This is a genomic window from Pseudorhizobium marinum (genome assembly GCF_000705355.1).
GTDB classification, from domain to species: domain Bacteria; phylum Pseudomonadota; class Alphaproteobacteria; order Rhizobiales; family Rhizobiaceae; genus Neorhizobium; species Neorhizobium pelagicum.
The window spans coordinates 40,857-55,740 of record NZ_JMQK01000008.1 but is presented as its reverse complement, the minus strand read 5'-3'; the positions used below and the strand labels follow the sequence as shown (position 1 = coordinate 55,740).

Below are 14,884 nucleotides of genomic sequence, written 5' to 3'. Positions count from 1 at the left end.
AGGGCGATGGCACTGTTCGACAGCTTGAGACGCGATATCGGCAGGTTTCAGGTGCCTGGCCTGCGCGCCTCCCGGCGCCGGTTCAAGCGGATGCTGCCGACGCGGCTCTACACCCGCTCCGTCCTGATCGTCATCATTCCGATGATCCTGCTGCAGACCGTCGTGGCCGCCGTCTTCATGGAGCGCCACTGGCGAATGGTGACCGAGCGGCTCTCGGAAGGCGTGACACGCGATATCGCTGCCATCATCGAGATGATCGAGTCCTTCCCCAGCAACGACAATTACGCCACCGTCACGCGAATCGCCGACCAGCAGCTGGACCTGAGCATCATCATCGAACCGGGCGGCGAACTGCCGCCGCCGCGGCGCAAGCCCTTCTTTTCCATCCTCGACGGGATCCTGTCCGACCAGATCAGCGACCGGATCCAGCGCCCGTTCTGGATCGACACGGTCGGCGACAGCCGACTGGTGGAAATCCGCATAAAACTCGACAGCAACATCCTTCGGGTCTTTACCCGGCGCAACCAGACCTATGCGTCGAATACGCATATCTTTCTGGTCTGGATGGCCGGGACGGCCTTGTTGCTGACGGCCATCTCGGTTCTGTTCCTGCGCGGCCAGATCCGCCCGATCCTCTTCCTCGCGCGCGCTGCCGAGGCCTTCGGCAAGGGGCAGAGGATACCGGACTTCACCCCGCGCGGTGCCGACGAAATCCGGATGGCAGGGTCGGCCTTCATCCTGATGCGCGAACGCATAGAGCGGCAGATCGAGCAGCGGACCGCCATGTTGTCGGGCGTCAGCCACGATCTGCGCACGATCCTGACGCGCTTCAAGCTTCAGCTGGCGCTGGCGGGCGACAAGCCCGAGCTGCAGGGCATGAGCGAGGATGTCGACGCGATGCAGAACATGCTGGAAGGCTACCTGTCCTTCGCCAAGGGCGAATCCGAGGAGGACGTCGGCACGCTGCGACTGAGCGATCTTCTTGGAAAGGTCAAAGGCGATTTCGAGCTCAAGGGCAAGACGATGACCTACGAGATCGACGGCGACGACACCATAGCGGTACGCCCGAACGCGTTTTCCCGCCTCGTCGACAACCTGGCCGGCAACAGCGGACGCTATGCCGACCGCCTCCATGTCGAAGCCCGGCACACGGCCCGCTGGCTGACCCTCACCTTCGACGACAATGGACCCGGGATACCGGCGGCTGCGAGGGAAGATGTCTTCAAGCCGTTCTTCCGGCTGGATGAGGCGCGCAACATCGACACCTCCGGAACCGGGCTCGGCCTGTCCATCGTCCGCGATATCGCCCATGGCCATGGCGGCAACGTCACGCTCGGGGACAGTCCTCTCGGCGGCCTGCGGGCGACGGTTCGCGTGCCGGCCTGACGCTACATCAGCTTGCGACCGTTCGGCACCGGCCGCTCGACGGCCGCAAGCACGATCGCGCCGGTCTCATCCTCGAAACCCAGCGTCAGCACCTCGGACCGGAATGGACCGATCTGCCGGGGTGGAAAATTCACGACAGCCAGAACCTGACGGCCAAGCAGTTCATCCGGCTGATAGTGGACGGTAATCTGCGCCGAGGATTTCTTCACGCCGATCTCTGGCCCGAAATCGATCTTCAGCTTCCACGCCGGCTTGCGGGCTTCCGGAAACGGCAGCACTTCGATGATGGTACCGGTGCGGATGTCGACCTTCTCGAAGTCGTCGTAGGTGATCTCGTTCGCCATATCGAACCTCAGCTGCCGAGTTCTTCAGCCCGTCTGCGGGCTTCGGCAAGCGCCTTGTCGAACAAGGGCTGCATGCCGTCTTCCGCCATCAGCACGGCGAGTGCCGCAGCAGTCGTCCCGCCCGGCGAGGTCACGTTCTGGCGAAGCCGGGACGCCGGCTCCGGTGAACGGTGCAGGAGTTCGCCCGCACCGGAGACCGTTTCCCGCGCCAGCCGCATGGCAAGATCCGCAGGCAAGCCGAGCTTGCGACCCGCTTCGGCCATGCATTCCACGAGATAGAACACATAGGCCGGCCCGCTGCCGGAAACGGCAGTGACGGCATCGATGTCATGCTCCTTGCCGACCCATTCGACCGGGCCGCTGACCTTCAGGAGCGCATCGACCTGCGCCTTCTGCACATCGGTGACCTTGGGATTGGCGAAGGCGCCGGTCACGCCACGGCCGATCATCGCCGGCGTGTTCGGCATGGCCCGAACCATGGCAGCCTCGCCAAGATGGCTTTCGAGAAAGCTCAGCGTCGTGCCGGCAGCAACGGAGACCACCACGGTTTCGGCGGAAACGATCCGTCTCAGCGGCGGCAACACCGTTGCCATCGCCTGGGGCTTCACCGCCAGAAAGATCACCTCGGCCAGCAGCCTTTCGGGTGGCGCCGTGAAATGTCGCGCGCCCCCCTCCTCGATCTGCTGCGCCATCACTTCCGATGGCGAGGGATCGAGGACAGTGATGCTGGCGCCGGGAATGCCGTTCCTCAACCAGCCCGAGAGCATGGCGCCCCCCATATTGCCGGCGCCAACGAGAACGATCGATCCGGAGCGCATCAGGCCTCGCCCACCGTTTCGAACAGGACGGCATCCATGGCGCTCTTGGCATCGAGGCCGGACCAGACGACGAACTGGAAAGCCTGGAAATAGGTCTCGCAGGCTTCCAGAGCGCTGGAGAGCAGCACCTCAACCTGTTGGTTAGTCGGCTCGGCACCGCCTGCCAGGAGCAGGGACTGACGGAAGATCACCACGTCCTCCTGGCGCCAGAGGTCGAAATGCCCCATCAGCACCTGGCCGTTGATGTGCGACAGCAGCCGGATGACCTCGTTGACGCGGATGTCGGGGATTTTGATGGAGAAGGCACAGGCGAGATGCAGCGCCTCGAAATCCTCCATCCAGGAGAAGGAGACATGGTAGTCGGCCCAGCGGCCTTCTACCGTCATGGCAATCTCATCCTCTCCGGATCGTTCGAACGTCCAGTCGTTCGATGCGGCCACGACCTCGATCATGTCGACGGGATTGGACTGTCGCTCGAAAGCAAAATCTATGAGACTCATGCAGCACCTTCTTGACCGGGGATAATGCGGCGTTCGTGAAAGTACGCGAGACGCAGAACGGACCACCGGAAACACCAATTCAGATGATCGTCCGACAGTGGCACCATAACGCCGCCACCCTGCCTCAAGCTTACCAGCCGTTTCGAATCATCATTTAAAATCAGTGTATAGTCACGGAGTCCGACTGCCAGCCCCCAGTCCTGCAATTAGCGGTGGAGAGATGTCGAGGCTCCTCCGGCAGGAGATCAGCCGGGACTCTTAAGAGACTCTGCGGATTGCGTTTTTCGAGATGTCCACAGGCTGCAAAAATTAATCAATTGTTAGCCATCTCATGGCGCCGGAAACGCCAATGCGAACGGTGGCGGAAGACCACCGTTCGCCAGGTTCGAAACGTGGTGAGATCAGCCCTGGGAACCAAGCTTTGATTCAAGCGCCTCGATGCGAGCCTTGAGGGCCTCGTTCTCGTCGCGGGCGCGCGCAGCCATCTCGCGAACGGCTTCGAATTCCTCGCGCTTGACGATGTCCATGTTGTTGAGGAAGCGCTCGGCCTGTGCCTGGAAGGCCGTCTCCGCCTCGCGGCGCAGGCCCTGGGCTGCGCCCGCAGCATCGGTCATGAGCTTGGCGAAGTCGTCGAGGATACGGTTGGTGCCGCTGGACATGGTCTTCAACTCCATCGTTTTGGCCGAGGCCTGCAATCATCTCTGTGGATGAAGTAGGGTTTGGCAGCCCGCCTTGCAAGCACGATTGCCTGTCGGAAGAGATTCACCTTGACCACCGTAGGGGCTGTCGTCATTTTCGCGCGCACTTATGCACAGATGGATACTTCCGTTTTGACCGATAGCCTGAAGCTGTTTGCGCTCCTGCCCTTTCCGGAGATCGATCCGGTTGCCTTTTCGCTTGGGCCGATTGCCGTGCATTGGTATGGGCTGGCCTATGTCGTCGGCATCCTCTGCGGCTGGTATTATGCGCGGCAGATCGCGCGGCGGGATCACCTGTGGCCGCACGATCGCTCGCCGATCACGGCGGCCCATCTCGACGACTTCATGGTCTGGGTCGCGGTCGGCATCGTTCTTGGCGGGCGGCTCGGCTATATCCTGTTCTATGATTTTGCGGCGATCGCGCAGAACCCGATCCGGGCGATCGAGATCTGGAATGGCGGCATGTCGTTCCATGGCGGTTTTGTCGGCGCGATCCTGGCGATCATCCTCTTTTCGCGCCGCAACGGCATTCCGGTGCTCAGCATGCTGGACACGATCGCGGCCGTCGTTCCCTTCGGCCTGCTGTTCGGCCGCCTTGCCAATTTCGTCAACGGCGAACTCTGGGGACGCCTCAGCGACGCCCCCTGGGCCGTCGTCTTTCCGACCGGCGGCCCCTTCGCCCGCCACCCGAGCCAGCTCTACGAGGCAGGCCTCGAGGGCCTCCTGCTGCTCGTGGTGCTGGCAATGCTGGTGTTCTGGGCCAAGGCCTTGAAGCGCCCCGGCTTCATCGCGGGCGCCTTCGGCGTCGGATACGCCCTCTCCCGCATCTTCGTGGAGTTCTTCCGCGAGCCCGATGTCCAGCTGGGCTATCTCGCCTTCGGCTGGCTGACCATGGGCATGCTGCTGTCGCTGCCGATGGTGGCCGTCGGGATCTGGCTGATGGCGCGTGCCCGCGTCAGTCCTTCGTCGTGATCGTGGGGAAGGATGGTCCGCCCATGAGTTCACCGCTGGCGCAGAAGATCAAGGCTCTGATCCGTGCGACTGGCCCGATCAGCGTCACCGACTATTTCTCGATGTGCCTCGCCGATCCGCGATATGGCTACTATCGCACCCGCGAACCCTTCGGCACGGCCGGCGACTTCATCACCGCTCCCGAGATCAGCCAGCTCTTCGGCGAGATGGTCGGCATCTTCATGGTCCACGCCTGGCAGCGCCACGGCTCGCCCTCCGGGGTGCAGCTGGTCGAAGTCGGCCCGGGACGCGGCACGATGATGGCCGACATGCTGCGGGTCATCAGCAGGCTGTCGCCACAGATGTTCGACGACATGACCGTCCATCTGGTCGAGACCAGCGAGCGCCTGAGGGGCATCCAGCGGGTGACGCTGGAGGCCTATTCGACAAAGGTCCAGTGGCACGACAGCTTCGAGAATGTGTCGGACGGCTTCACCCTGATCGCCGCCAACGAACTCTTCGACGCCATCCCCATCCGCCAGTTCGTCAAGACGCCGACCGGCTTTCGGGAGCGGCTGGTCGGCCTGGATGCCGACGACGAACTGACCTTCACAGTCGGCGTCGCGACGCTCGATCCGCAGATCCTGCCCGCCGGAGCGCCGCCGCCCGACGGCACGATCTTCGAGCTTGCGCCGGCGCGCCAGGCGGTCATGCTCGCGCTCTGCGAGCGGCTTCGCCAGTCCGGCGGCACCGCGCTCATCATCGACTACGGCCATATGGTCACCGGCTTCGGCGATACGCTGCAGGCGCTGCGCGCCCATGAATATGATCCGCCACTGGCCCATCCCGGCGAAGCCGACCTCACCAGTCATGTCGACTTCGAGGACCTGGCCAGGGTTGCCGTCGGAGCCGGCGTACATCTCAACGGCGGGCTGCGACAGGGCGACTTCCTCTATGGTCTCGGCCTTGCCGAACGCGCAGCCGCTCTCGCGAGAGACAAGGAACCTGCCGCGCAGAAACTTGTAGCCGCAGCCGTGGACCGACTCGCCGGAGAGGGCGCCGGCAAGATGGGCGAACTTTTCAAGGTCATCGCCGTTTCCTCCCCGGCTCTCGACCTGACGCCATTCCGTCCGGTTGGATAAGCAGTCTCGCAGATTGACAGCCGGCGCGCGGATACGCCAACATCGGGGACAGAAGCAGCACCCGAACCTGCGCCGCTGCCGTGCGCGGCCACCTCATCCTCCATAAAACAGCGAGACAGCCGCCCCATGAAGGACCAATCCGCGCCGACGCCGATCGAAAGCCGGCTCCTGGCAGACCGTGGCAGGGGACGTATCCGCCATGGCTTCTTCACCCGCCAGGGCGGTGTTTCCCAGGGCATCTACCAGGGCCTCAACGTCGGCGTCGGCTCCAGCGACACGATGGAGCACGTGATGGAAAATCGTGCCCGGGTGGCCGGCTGGTTCGCCCGCCCGCTTGAAAGTCTGGCAACGGTGCATCAGATCCATTCCCCGGATGTCGTCGTAGTCGACGGCAGCTACGATGGCGAGCGCCCGAAGGCCGACGCGCTGGTCACGGCATCGCCCGGTGTGGTTCTGGGGGTTCTGGCCGCCGATTGCGGACCGGTCCTGTTCTGCGACGGTCAGAACGGCATCATCGGTGCGGCACATGCCGGATGGAAGGGCGCATTGGGAGGGGTTTTGGAGAACACCATCGAAGCAATGGTCATGCTCGGGGCAGACAGGGGCGCGATCACCGCCTGCCTTGGACCGTCCATAGGCCAAAGGAGCTATGAGGTGGGTCCGGAGTTCGTCGAGCGGTTCATCGGCTTCGATCCCGCCTACGCCGAATTCTTTTCGCCATCGGAGAAAGATGGCCATGCCTATTTCGACCTGCCTGCCCTCACCGTCAGGCGGTTGACGAATGCCGGCATCGAGGCCACCAGCCTCGACCTCGATACCTATTCCGATGAGGAGCGCTTCTTCTCCTATCGGCGCACGACACATCGTGGCGAACCCGACTACGGGCGCCAGATTTCTGCAATTGCAATCATGGAGGCTTGAGATGGCCCTTCACTTCGAACGAAGCGAATTTGACGAGAGGCTCGCCCGTCTTCTGGACAGGATGCGCGAGGAGAAGCTCGACGCCATGCTGCTGTTCGCCCAGGAGAGCATGTACTGGCTGACCGGCTACGACACCTTCGGCTACTGCTTCTTCCAGACGCTTGTCGTCAAGGCCGACGGCACGATGACGCTGCTGACCCGGTCGGCCGACCTGCGACAGGCGCGCCAGACATCGGTCATCGACAACGTGGTCGTCTGGGTCGACCGGGTGAACGCCGATCCGACGCTCGACCTGAAGAACCTTCTGGACGACATGGACCTGCTGGGCGCCCGCATCGGCGTCGAGTACGACACGCATGGCATGACGGGCCGTGTGGCGCGGTTGCTCGACAACCAGCTGTCGTCCTTCGGCCAGATCACGGACGCCTCCTACCTCGTCAGCGGACTGAGGCTCACCAAGAGCCCGGCGGAGATCGCCCACGTGCGTCGTGCGGCGGAACTCGCCGACGATGCCCTCGACGCGGCACTGCCGCTGATCAAGGCCGGCGGCAGCGAGGCCGACATCCTGGCCGCGATGCAGGGCGCCGTCTTCAGCGGCGGCGGCGACTATCCGGCCAACGAGTTCATCATCGGCTCCGGCGCCGATGCCCTGCTGTGCCGCTACAAGGCAGGCCGCAGGACGCTCGACGTGAACGACCAGCTGACGCTCGAATGGGCCGGCGCCAGCGCCCATTACCACGCGGCGATGATGCGCACCGTGGTGATCGGCGAACCGACACCGCGCCACCGGGAACTCTACCGGGCCTGCGCCGAGACCATTGCGGCCATCGAGTCGGTGCTGAAGCCGGGCCATACCTTCGGCGACGTCTTCGATACGCATGCCCGCATCCTCGACGAGCGGGGCCTGACCCGCCACCGGCTGAACGCCTGCGGCTATTCCCTCGGCGCGCGCTTCTCCCCCTCCTGGATGGAGCACCAGATGTTCCACGTCGGCAACCCGCAGCCGATCCTGCCGGACATGAGCCTCTTCGTGCACATGATCATCATGGATTCGGAGTCGGGTACCGCCATGACGCTCGGGCACACCTATCTGACCACCGAGGACGCCCCCCAGGCGCTGTCGCGGCACGGGCTCGAGCTGATCATCAGCTGAGGCCGGCGAGAAGGCGCAATTGACACGGGGGAAAGCCGGCACATAAGGTCGCGTGGGCGGCGCAGAGGACGGAGGCGGACATGAAGATAGCGGCAACGGCCGTGGCGGTCGTCGGCTTGTCCGCCCTCCTCTCTGCCTGCAGCACGAGCGACGCACTGACACCGCAGGTGGACGTCGGCGGCGGACTTCGCCCCTCAACCCCTGTCACCCAGGCGGAGGCCGATCAGCTGGTGGGCAACACCGGACAGACCGCCTACGCGACCGATGGCGCCTCGGTCTATCGGACGGAAGAGGTGCGTCCGCCCCAGAACACGCTGGAAGCGCAGGCGCAGGCCCTGCAGGCCGGTCAACGGTCACCGTCGGCCTCCGATCCGCAATCCTCGTCGCCCCTTGCTCCGTCAGTGGCTGCACCTCCGCTCTCGGCAGCAGCGCCACCACCCTCCGCGCCAGCCATGGAAACGGTGACGGCACCGCCATCCGCGGCCAGTGGCACGATCCGCTTCCTGCCGATCATCGGGGCGCCGGTCCAGTCGGTCACGCCGCTGTCGCGCCAGCTCGGCGCCCAGGCGCGTGCCAGCGGCCTTGCCATCCGCGCCTCCGCCGACACCGGCACCGACCACATCCTGAAAGGGTACTTCTCCGCCTTTGAAGATGGAGAAGCCGTTACCGTCGTCTATGTCTGGGACATCCTCGACAACAGCGGAGCGCGCCTGCATCGGCTTCAGGGGCAGGAAAAGGTCCCCGCGGCCGGCAAGGAGACCTGGTCTGCGGTCCCGCCATCGACCATGGAAACCATCGCCACGAAGACAATCAACGAGTATGTGGCATGGAAGCTGGCACAGCAGGGCTGAGCCAACCGGTCACCGATTGTTCATAAAAAACATGGCCGCGCCGGAAACGCTCTTGCATTCGCATTGTGCAACGGTAAAAGGCGCCCATCCAGCGTCACAACGGGCGGACCGCAATGAAGGTTTTCGCAGGCAACTCGAACCGGCAACTTGCTGATGCGATATGCTCCTATCTCAATGTTCCACTCGGGAAAGCCACGGTCAGACGCTTTGCGGACCAGGAAATTTTCGTCGAGATCCAGGAAAACGTCCGCGGCGAGGACGTCTTCGTGATCCAGTCGACGTCCTTTCCTGCCAATGACCACCTGATGGAACTGCTGATCATGATCGATGCCTTCCGGCGGTCCTCCGCCAAGCGCATCACGGCAGTCCTCCCCTATTTCGGCTATGCCCGACAGGACCGCAAGGCAGGCCCACGCACGCCCATTTCCGCCAAGCTGGTGGCCAATCTGATCACCGAAGCCGGCGCCGACCGTGTCCTGACGCTCGACCTTCACGCCGGCCAGATCCAGGGTTTCTTCGACATCCCGACCGACAATCTCTTCGCCGTGCCGATCCTGGCCCGCGACGTGAAGGACTACTACGACGTCAACAACGTCATGGTCGTCTCGCCGGACGTCGGCGGCGTCGTGCGCGCCCGTTCGCTGGCCAAGCGCATCAACTGTCCGTTGGCCATCGTCGACAAGCGCCGGGAGCGAGCCGGTGAATCGGAAGTCATGAACGTCATCGGCGAGGTTGCCGGCCGGGATTGCCTGCTGGTCGACGACATCGTCGATTCCGGCGGCACGCTCTGCAACGCGGCCGAAGCGCTGCTGAACCAGGGCGCAACCAGCGTGACGGCCTATATCACCCATGGCGTGTTGTCAGGCGGCGCCGTCGCACGCATCACCTCTTCCAAGCTCCGCGAGCTGGTGATCACCGACACCATCCAGCCCACCACCGCAGTACAGTCTGCCCACAACATCCGTGTTGTCACCACCGCTAACCTGCTGGGTGAAGCGATCAACCGGACCGCTCTCGAAGAATCTGTCTCCAGCCTTTTCGACTGACCCTCCGGCGGCAGTATACCAGCGTCATTTGTTAAGGGTGCCGCAACGAATTACTGACAATGATTCCGCCACCAGTGTTTATGTGGGGGAAGTCACTGCCATGTTGCAGTCATCGAAATCTGCCGTTGCCGGTAGATCGCTGTCTATCAAAGCAAAGTTTGCAAGCCTGGTCGTTGGGGCGACCTTTATATCCTGCCTGTCGGTCGGACTGTTGAGCTACCAGATCGGCAAGGACGGATTGATCGACGCGAGCACGTTGCGGCTCGAATCCGTCGCCGGCAACCAGTCCAAGGCACTGGCCGACTACCAGGAGCGCATTTCTCAGTCCCTGGCTGATCTCGCCCAGAACACGGCGATCGGTCAGGCGGTGGAGACCATGACCAACATCATTCCGAGCGAAGGCGCGAGCGTCAAGGCGGAATACCAGAAGGCCGAAAAGACGCCGGAGGAACGCGCAAGCTTCGACGGCACCGGCCTGAAGCTTCTCTACGCCGTCCACCACAGCTCCATTCACGGCACGATTGCCAGCGCCTGGAAGAACACCCGGGTCAGCGACATCTACGTCACCGACATGAACGGCACGATCGTCTATTCGGTAACGAAAGGCAACGAGCTGCTGGAGAATGTGTCCGCCGTCCCGGCTATCGGCGATCTCTTCACCCGCATCCAGGCCGGCACGCCGGACGACGTCCAGACCTCACCGTTCTCGCCCTACGAACTCGACGGCGGCAAGCCGTCCGCCCTGATCGGCAAGCAGCTCGCCGTCGCCTCCTGGGGCAAGGTCGTGACCAAGGGCGCCGTCGTCTTCCGCATCTCGTCGGACGAGCTGACGCGCGCGGTCACCCCTGACGAGTTCGGCAAGTCGATCGATGAGGCCCTGCTTCTCGACAGCACGGGCAACTATCGCAGCGGCTCCTTCGTCGGCGGCCAGTCTCACGCTATCCCACCCGAACTGACCGAGGCGGCAGCAAACCAGACCGCGGGCTCCGGCTTTGCGACGGTTGCCGATCATCCGCTCTTCTTCGCCTATGAGCCGGTCACCCTGTTTGGCGAAAAGCACCTGTTGGCGATGGGTCAGGCCGAGGAGCAGGTTCTTGCCTCCGCACGCAACCTCGCGTTCTGGGCCATCCTCGCGACGCTCGCCGTACTCACCATCATGGGCATCGTCGGCACCTATATCGCCGCGCGCCTGACGCGTCCGCTGACGGAACTCGCCGGGCTGATGAACCGCCTCAACGATGGCGACAAGACGATCGTTGTCGACCACGTCAACCGTGGCGACGAAGTCGGCGTCATGGCCCGTGCGCTGGAATCCTTCCGCCAGGGCGCGCTCGACAAGGAGCGCATGGAAGAGGAAGCCTACCGCAAGACGGAAGAGATCGACGAAGAGCGCCAGCAGCGCGAAGCGGAAAAGGCCGCCAGCGCCCGCGAAATCGACGAAGCCGTATCCGCTCTGGCCACCGGCCTTGCCGCCCTGTCGCGCGGCAAGCTCGACCAGCGCATCGACCGTGCCTTCGCCGCATCGCTCGATCACCTGCGGCATGACTTCAACAACTCGCTGGCCGGCCTCGAAGCGACGATCGCCTCGATCGGCAACAGCGTCACGACCATCCGTGGCGGCTCTGGCGAGTTGAAGGCGGCCTCCGACGATCTGTCCCGCCGCACCGAGCGGCAGGCAGCAGCGCTCGAGGAAGCTGCCGCAGCCCTCGGCGAGATGACCGGTGCCGTCAACGGCGCCCTCACCCGCTGCGAAACGGCTGTCGACGTCGCCGCCGACACGCTGAAGGGCGCCCACACCTCCACGGCTGTGGTCCAGAACGCCATCCAGGCCATGGAGCGGATCGAAAGCTCCTCCTCCAAGATCCGTCAGATCATCGACGTGATCGACCAGATCGCCTTCCAGACCAACCTGCTTGCCCTCAATGCCGGTGTCGAAGCGGCCCGTGCAGGCGAAGCCGGCAAGGGTTTTGCGGTGGTTGCCCAGGAAGTCCGCGAGCTGGCCCAGAAATCGGCAACAGCGGCACGCGACATCGGACAGCTGATCACCGCCTCGGCGGCAGATGTCGAAAACGGCGTGGCGCTCGTCCTGAAGACCGGTGAAAGCCTGGAGCACATCCAGGGCAACATCCAGTCGATCAACGAGCATATCGGCGCCATCGTCACTTCGTCCCGCGAGCAGTCGGCGCGTCTGGGCGAGATCAACTCTGCGGTCAGCGGCCTCGATCAGGTAACCCAGCAGAACGCCGCCATGGTGGAGGAAACCTCCGCCTCGGCCCATTCGCTGGCCAACGAGGCCGAAGTGTTGAACGACCAGATCAGCCACTTCTCCGTCGGCGGCAGTTCCCTCGACACGGGCCGACGCGCCGCCTGAGGCAGCGACAGTCGCATCCACACACGGACGAGCGCCGGCCCAGACTTGGGCCGGCGCTTTTCGTTTTTTGCCTTGCATCTGCGCCAGCCGCGGCTAGTTGTGCGCATCCATCTCAGCGACCAACGGAGTCCCCATGGCAGCGCGCGACCGCTATTCGAGAAAGCTGGAATGTTCCCAATGCGGTCATTCCGGATACGCCGAAGTTTCGGAAAGCGACGAGCGTCGTGCCGGCAGCAGGGACTTTCAGATCGACGAAATGCCCACCGGCTTCTCGACCGAGTTCTCTTCCAAGGACCCGCGCAAGTACATGGTCCGCTGCCAGTGCGGCCACAAGTTCCGCTTCGAGCAGAAGACGGCCTATCCGCCGGGTGGGGAGCCACGCTAGCTGGAACCAGGACCCGCGCGGTCGACGCTGTTCTCAGGCGACCCGGGAACCGCTCGACTTCCTGCGCGACTCCGGTTGCCCGTTGACGATGGATTCGATCCCTTCGCGGGGTCCGGGCTTGCCGAAGAAAAAGCCCTGCACCTGGACGCAGCCTTCCTCCTTGAGGAACTTGATGTGTTCGTCCGTTTCCACGCCTTCTGCCAGCACCGGAATGCCGAGGCTTTCCGCCAGGATCAGCGTCGAGCGGACAATGGCCGCGGACTGGGAACTCGTGGCGACGCCATCGACGAACTGCCGGTCGATCTTGATCTTGTCGAAGGGGAACGTCAGCAGCATCGACAGCGAGGAATAGCCTGTGCCGTAATCGTCCATCGCGATCCTGACGCCCAGGCTCTTGAGATGGCGAATGGTCTGCAGGGCGCGCTGGTGGTCGGCGATGATGCCCGTCTCCGTGATTTCCAGCTCGAGCCGCGAGGGATCCAGGCCGGTTTCCTGGAGAACCCTCTGCACGAGCGTCGGAAAGTTGCGGTCGCTCAATTGCTGCGTTGCGACGTTGACGGCAATCGGGAGCGGGTTTCGCCAGCTTGCGGCCTCCCGGCAGGCCTCGCGAAGCACCCATTCGCCGAGATCGATGATGAAGCCGCTGCTTTCGGCAATCGGAATGAAGTCCAGCGGCGGCACCAGGCCGCGCACCGGATGGTTCCAGCGCAGCAGCGCCTCGAAGCCGACGACCTCCTCCGTGAATGTATTGTTCTGGCGCTGGTAGAACAGCTGGAATTGCCCTGACCGCAGCCCCGCCCGCATGTCCATGGCCAGGACGTTTCGCTCACGCACCGCCAGGTCCATCGATGCGTCATAGAAGCAGACACTATTGGAGCCGCTACCCTTGGCACGATACATGGCGACATCGGCTTGGGCCAGCAGATCGTCCAGTGAGGTATCATCGTCAAGCACCGCGATACCGACGCTGGTGCCGACACTCAGCGAATTTCCCTGCCACTCGATCGGCCGGCAGATCTCGTTGATGATCCGCTGGGCATAACGCGATGCGTCCGCCTTCACATAATAGCGACGGGTCAGCGCGATGAATTCGTCACCACCGACACGGGCGATGAACTCGCCTTCCCCCGTCACCCCGCCCAGCCGCTCCCCCAGCTCGCGCAGGACGGCATCACCTGCCGCGTGCCCATGCACGTCGTTGACTTCCTTGAACCGGTCGAGATCGAAGGACAGCACGGCGATCCGGGCATTGCCGTCGGTGGAACGTGAGGCGACAAGCCCCAGTTCTTCCGCAAAGGAAGTTCTGTTGGGCAGTCCCGTCAGCGGATCATGAAGCGAGAGGTGACGGTAGCGCTCGACAGCGTCGTTCATGGTGGTTGAGTCGATCAGATAGGTTGCGGCGGCAACGGCCAGGAGCACGAGCATGACGCCCAGCACGCCCAGCCCCAGCACGGACGGCGGAAGAATGGCGTCGGGAATGGCGAGCCCGCGATCCAGAACGACCTCGATGGCCGCCATTCCGAGAAAATGCGCGGACGCGATGGCGAGGATCAGCGCAACGGTGGCACCATAGTGGCAGAAAGGTCCGATCGGCCGTCCCACCCGATTGGTGGCCAAGCCCCCGAAGGCCGCACCGGCAACCAGTGACGCAGCCACATAGCGCCAGTCCCAGATGATGATGCCCTGGATCTCATAGGCCGCCATGCCAAGATAATGCATGGCCACGATCCCGAGCCCGAGAACGACGCCGCCCGCCTCCAGCAGCAGCGAGCGGCCACCATAGGCAGCAACGCCAAGTCCGGTGGTGACTGCGGCAATGGCGACACCGAGCGACAGCAAGGTGAGACCCGGCTCATAGCCGGCCATTCCGCCGCTCGTGTAACCGAGCATCGCCAGGAAATGCGTGCCCCAGGTCGCCGTCCCGCCGATGAACCCGGCCATGAAGAGCCGCAGGCCTTTCTCCAGGCCATGCGCTCGCCTAACCCGTGAAAACAGCCTGACGGTCAGTGCCGCACCCAGTGCGCAGACGAGAACGGCCGCGGCGACGTAGCGCAGGTCGTGGTCGACAAAGATGCAGGTGAAGAGACGGCTCATGAAACGACGATTCCAGATTAGAATATCCCGAACCTCTAACATTCAAAATATGTTGGAAGGGTTGTCCAAGATGGTAAATGACATCCATCCATACACCGCCCCGCCCATAGCTTGCCTTTGGGGCTCGGTTGTAATATAGGCCGCCAGTCCGCGTAGACACCCTTGGAGGCAACGCGGATGGAGCGCATCGCGAGGTGTCCTCCGGTCTACCGACACACAAACTG

General features: G+C 63.5%; 14 protein-coding genes. 9 read left to right on the top strand and 5 right to left on the bottom strand.

What is annotated here, in order from left to right; genetic code table 11:
* Positions 1-6: 6 nt before the first annotated feature.
* Positions 7-1,386, top strand: coding sequence for an ATP-binding protein (locus tag EO99_RS0111165; protein WP_029618722.1), 1,380 nt, complete (start codon positions 7-9; stop codon positions 1,384-1,386).
* Positions 1,387-1,388: 2 nt separating this feature from the next.
* Here EO99_RS0111165 and EO99_RS0111160 read toward each other — a convergent pair whose 3' ends face one another.
* From EO99_RS0111160 to EO99_RS0111145, 4 genes are all read right to left on the bottom strand, one after another.
* Entirely contained in the window at positions 1,389-1,730 is a 342-nt protein-coding gene (locus EO99_RS0111160) for a tRNA-binding protein (protein WP_029618721.1), read from the bottom strand.
* An 8-nt stretch (positions 1,731-1,738) separates the two neighbouring features.
* Positions 1,739-2,548, bottom strand: a complete 810-nt coding sequence (proC, locus tag EO99_RS0111155; RefSeq protein WP_029618720.1) for a pyrroline-5-carboxylate reductase — start codon at positions 2,546-2,548, stop codon at positions 1,739-1,741.
* Positions 2,548-3,048 carry a type III secretion system chaperone family protein gene (locus EO99_RS0111150; protein ID WP_029618719.1) on the bottom strand — a complete coding sequence of 167 codons (501 nt, stop codon included), beginning with the start codon at positions 3,046-3,048 and terminating at the stop codon, positions 2,548-2,550. Before EO99_RS0111150 ends, proC begins: the two co-directional genes overlap by 1 nt.
* A 401-nt stretch (positions 3,049-3,449) precedes the next feature.
* Complete coding sequence (locus EO99_RS0111145) at positions 3,450-3,707, bottom strand: accessory factor UbiK family protein (protein WP_029618718.1); 258 nt, start codon at positions 3,705-3,707, stop codon at positions 3,450-3,452.
* Positions 3,708-3,863: 156 nt separating this feature from the next.
* On the opposite strand from EO99_RS0111145, the gene lgt reads away from it, so the two are divergent.
* From lgt to EO99_RS0111105, 8 genes are all read left to right on the top strand, one after another.
* Positions 3,864-4,718: a prolipoprotein diacylglyceryl transferase gene (gene lgt / locus EO99_RS0111140; RefSeq protein WP_029618717.1), complete on the top strand. Its 855-nt coding sequence runs from the start codon at positions 3,864-3,866 to the stop codon at positions 4,716-4,718.
* 23 nt (positions 4,719-4,741) lie between these two features.
* The gene (locus tag EO99_RS0111135; RefSeq protein ID WP_029618716.1) at positions 4,742-5,839 is read left to right on the top strand and encodes a class I SAM-dependent methyltransferase; all 1,098 of its coding nucleotides are present in this window, start codon (positions 4,742-4,744) and stop codon (positions 5,837-5,839) included.
* A 126-nt stretch (positions 5,840-5,965) separates the two neighbouring features.
* Positions 5,966-6,760 carry a peptidoglycan editing factor PgeF gene (pgeF, locus tag EO99_RS0111130; RefSeq protein WP_029618715.1) on the top strand — a complete coding sequence of 265 codons (795 nt, stop codon included), beginning with the start codon at positions 5,966-5,968 and terminating at the stop codon, positions 6,758-6,760.
* A 1-nt stretch (position 6,761) separates the two neighbouring features.
* Entirely contained in the window at positions 6,762-7,913 is a 1,152-nt protein-coding gene (locus EO99_RS0111125; RefSeq protein ID WP_029618714.1) for a M24 family metallopeptidase, read from the top strand.
* 80 nt (positions 7,914-7,993) lie between these two features.
* A complete protein-coding gene (locus EO99_RS0111120; protein WP_029618713.1) occupies positions 7,994-8,764 on the top strand; it encodes a hypothetical protein in 771 nt (256 codons plus the stop codon).
* A gap of 113 nt (positions 8,765-8,877) precedes the next feature.
* Positions 8,878-9,810 carry a ribose-phosphate pyrophosphokinase gene (locus EO99_RS0111115; protein ID WP_029618712.1) on the top strand — a complete coding sequence of 311 codons (933 nt, stop codon included), beginning with the start codon at positions 8,878-8,880 and terminating at the stop codon, positions 9,808-9,810.
* A gap of 211 nt (positions 9,811-10,021) precedes the next feature.
* Positions 10,022-12,181, top strand: a complete 2,160-nt coding sequence (locus EO99_RS0111110; RefSeq protein WP_235776806.1) for a methyl-accepting chemotaxis protein — start codon at positions 10,022-10,024, stop codon at positions 12,179-12,181.
* 133 nt (positions 12,182-12,314) lie between these two features.
* Complete coding sequence (locus EO99_RS0111105) at positions 12,315-12,566, top strand: hypothetical protein (RefSeq protein WP_029618710.1); 252 nt, start codon at positions 12,315-12,317, stop codon at positions 12,564-12,566.
* 33 nt (positions 12,567-12,599) lie between these two features.
* Here EO99_RS0111105 and EO99_RS0111100 read toward each other — a convergent pair whose 3' ends face one another.
* Positions 12,600-14,660: a putative bifunctional diguanylate cyclase/phosphodiesterase gene (locus EO99_RS0111100; protein ID WP_029618709.1), complete on the bottom strand. Its 2,061-nt coding sequence runs from the start codon at positions 14,658-14,660 to the stop codon at positions 12,600-12,602.
* Between the last annotated feature and the right edge of the window lie 224 nt (positions 14,661-14,884).

Excerpts from the sequence above, each read along its gene's own strand:
- EO99_RS0111165 (WP_029618722.1), top strand. The coding sequence starts at position 7 with ATGGCACTGTTCGACAGCTTGAGACGCGATATCGGCAGGTTTCAGGTG.
- EO99_RS0111160 (WP_029618721.1), bottom strand. The coding sequence starts at position 1,730 with ATGGCGAACGAGATCACCTACGACGACTTCGAGAAGGTCGACATCCGC.
- proC (WP_029618720.1), bottom strand. The coding sequence starts at position 2,548 with ATGCGCTCCGGATCGATCGTTCTCGTTGGCGCCGGCAATATGGGGGGC.
- EO99_RS0111150 (WP_029618719.1), bottom strand. The coding sequence starts at position 3,048 with ATGAGTCTCATAGATTTTGCTTTCGAGCGACAGTCCAATCCCGTCGAC.
- EO99_RS0111145 (WP_029618718.1), bottom strand. The coding sequence starts at position 3,707 with ATGTCCAGCGGCACCAACCGTATCCTCGACGACTTCGCCAAGCTCATG.
- lgt (WP_029618717.1), top strand. The coding sequence starts at position 3,864 with ATGGATACTTCCGTTTTGACCGATAGCCTGAAGCTGTTTGCGCTCCTG.
- EO99_RS0111135 (WP_029618716.1), top strand. The coding sequence starts at position 4,742 with ATGAGTTCACCGCTGGCGCAGAAGATCAAGGCTCTGATCCGTGCGACT.
- pgeF (WP_029618715.1), top strand. The coding sequence starts at position 5,966 with ATGAAGGACCAATCCGCGCCGACGCCGATCGAAAGCCGGCTCCTGGCA.
- EO99_RS0111125 (WP_029618714.1), top strand. The coding sequence starts at position 6,762 with ATGGCCCTTCACTTCGAACGAAGCGAATTTGACGAGAGGCTCGCCCGT.
- EO99_RS0111120 (WP_029618713.1), top strand. The coding sequence starts at position 7,994 with ATGAAGATAGCGGCAACGGCCGTGGCGGTCGTCGGCTTGTCCGCCCTC.
- EO99_RS0111115 (WP_029618712.1), top strand. The coding sequence starts at position 8,878 with ATGAAGGTTTTCGCAGGCAACTCGAACCGGCAACTTGCTGATGCGATA.
- EO99_RS0111105 (WP_029618710.1), top strand. The coding sequence starts at position 12,315 with ATGGCAGCGCGCGACCGCTATTCGAGAAAGCTGGAATGTTCCCAATGC.
- EO99_RS0111100 (WP_029618709.1), bottom strand. The coding sequence starts at position 14,660 with ATGAGCCGTCTCTTCACCTGCATCTTTGTCGACCACGACCTGCGCTAC.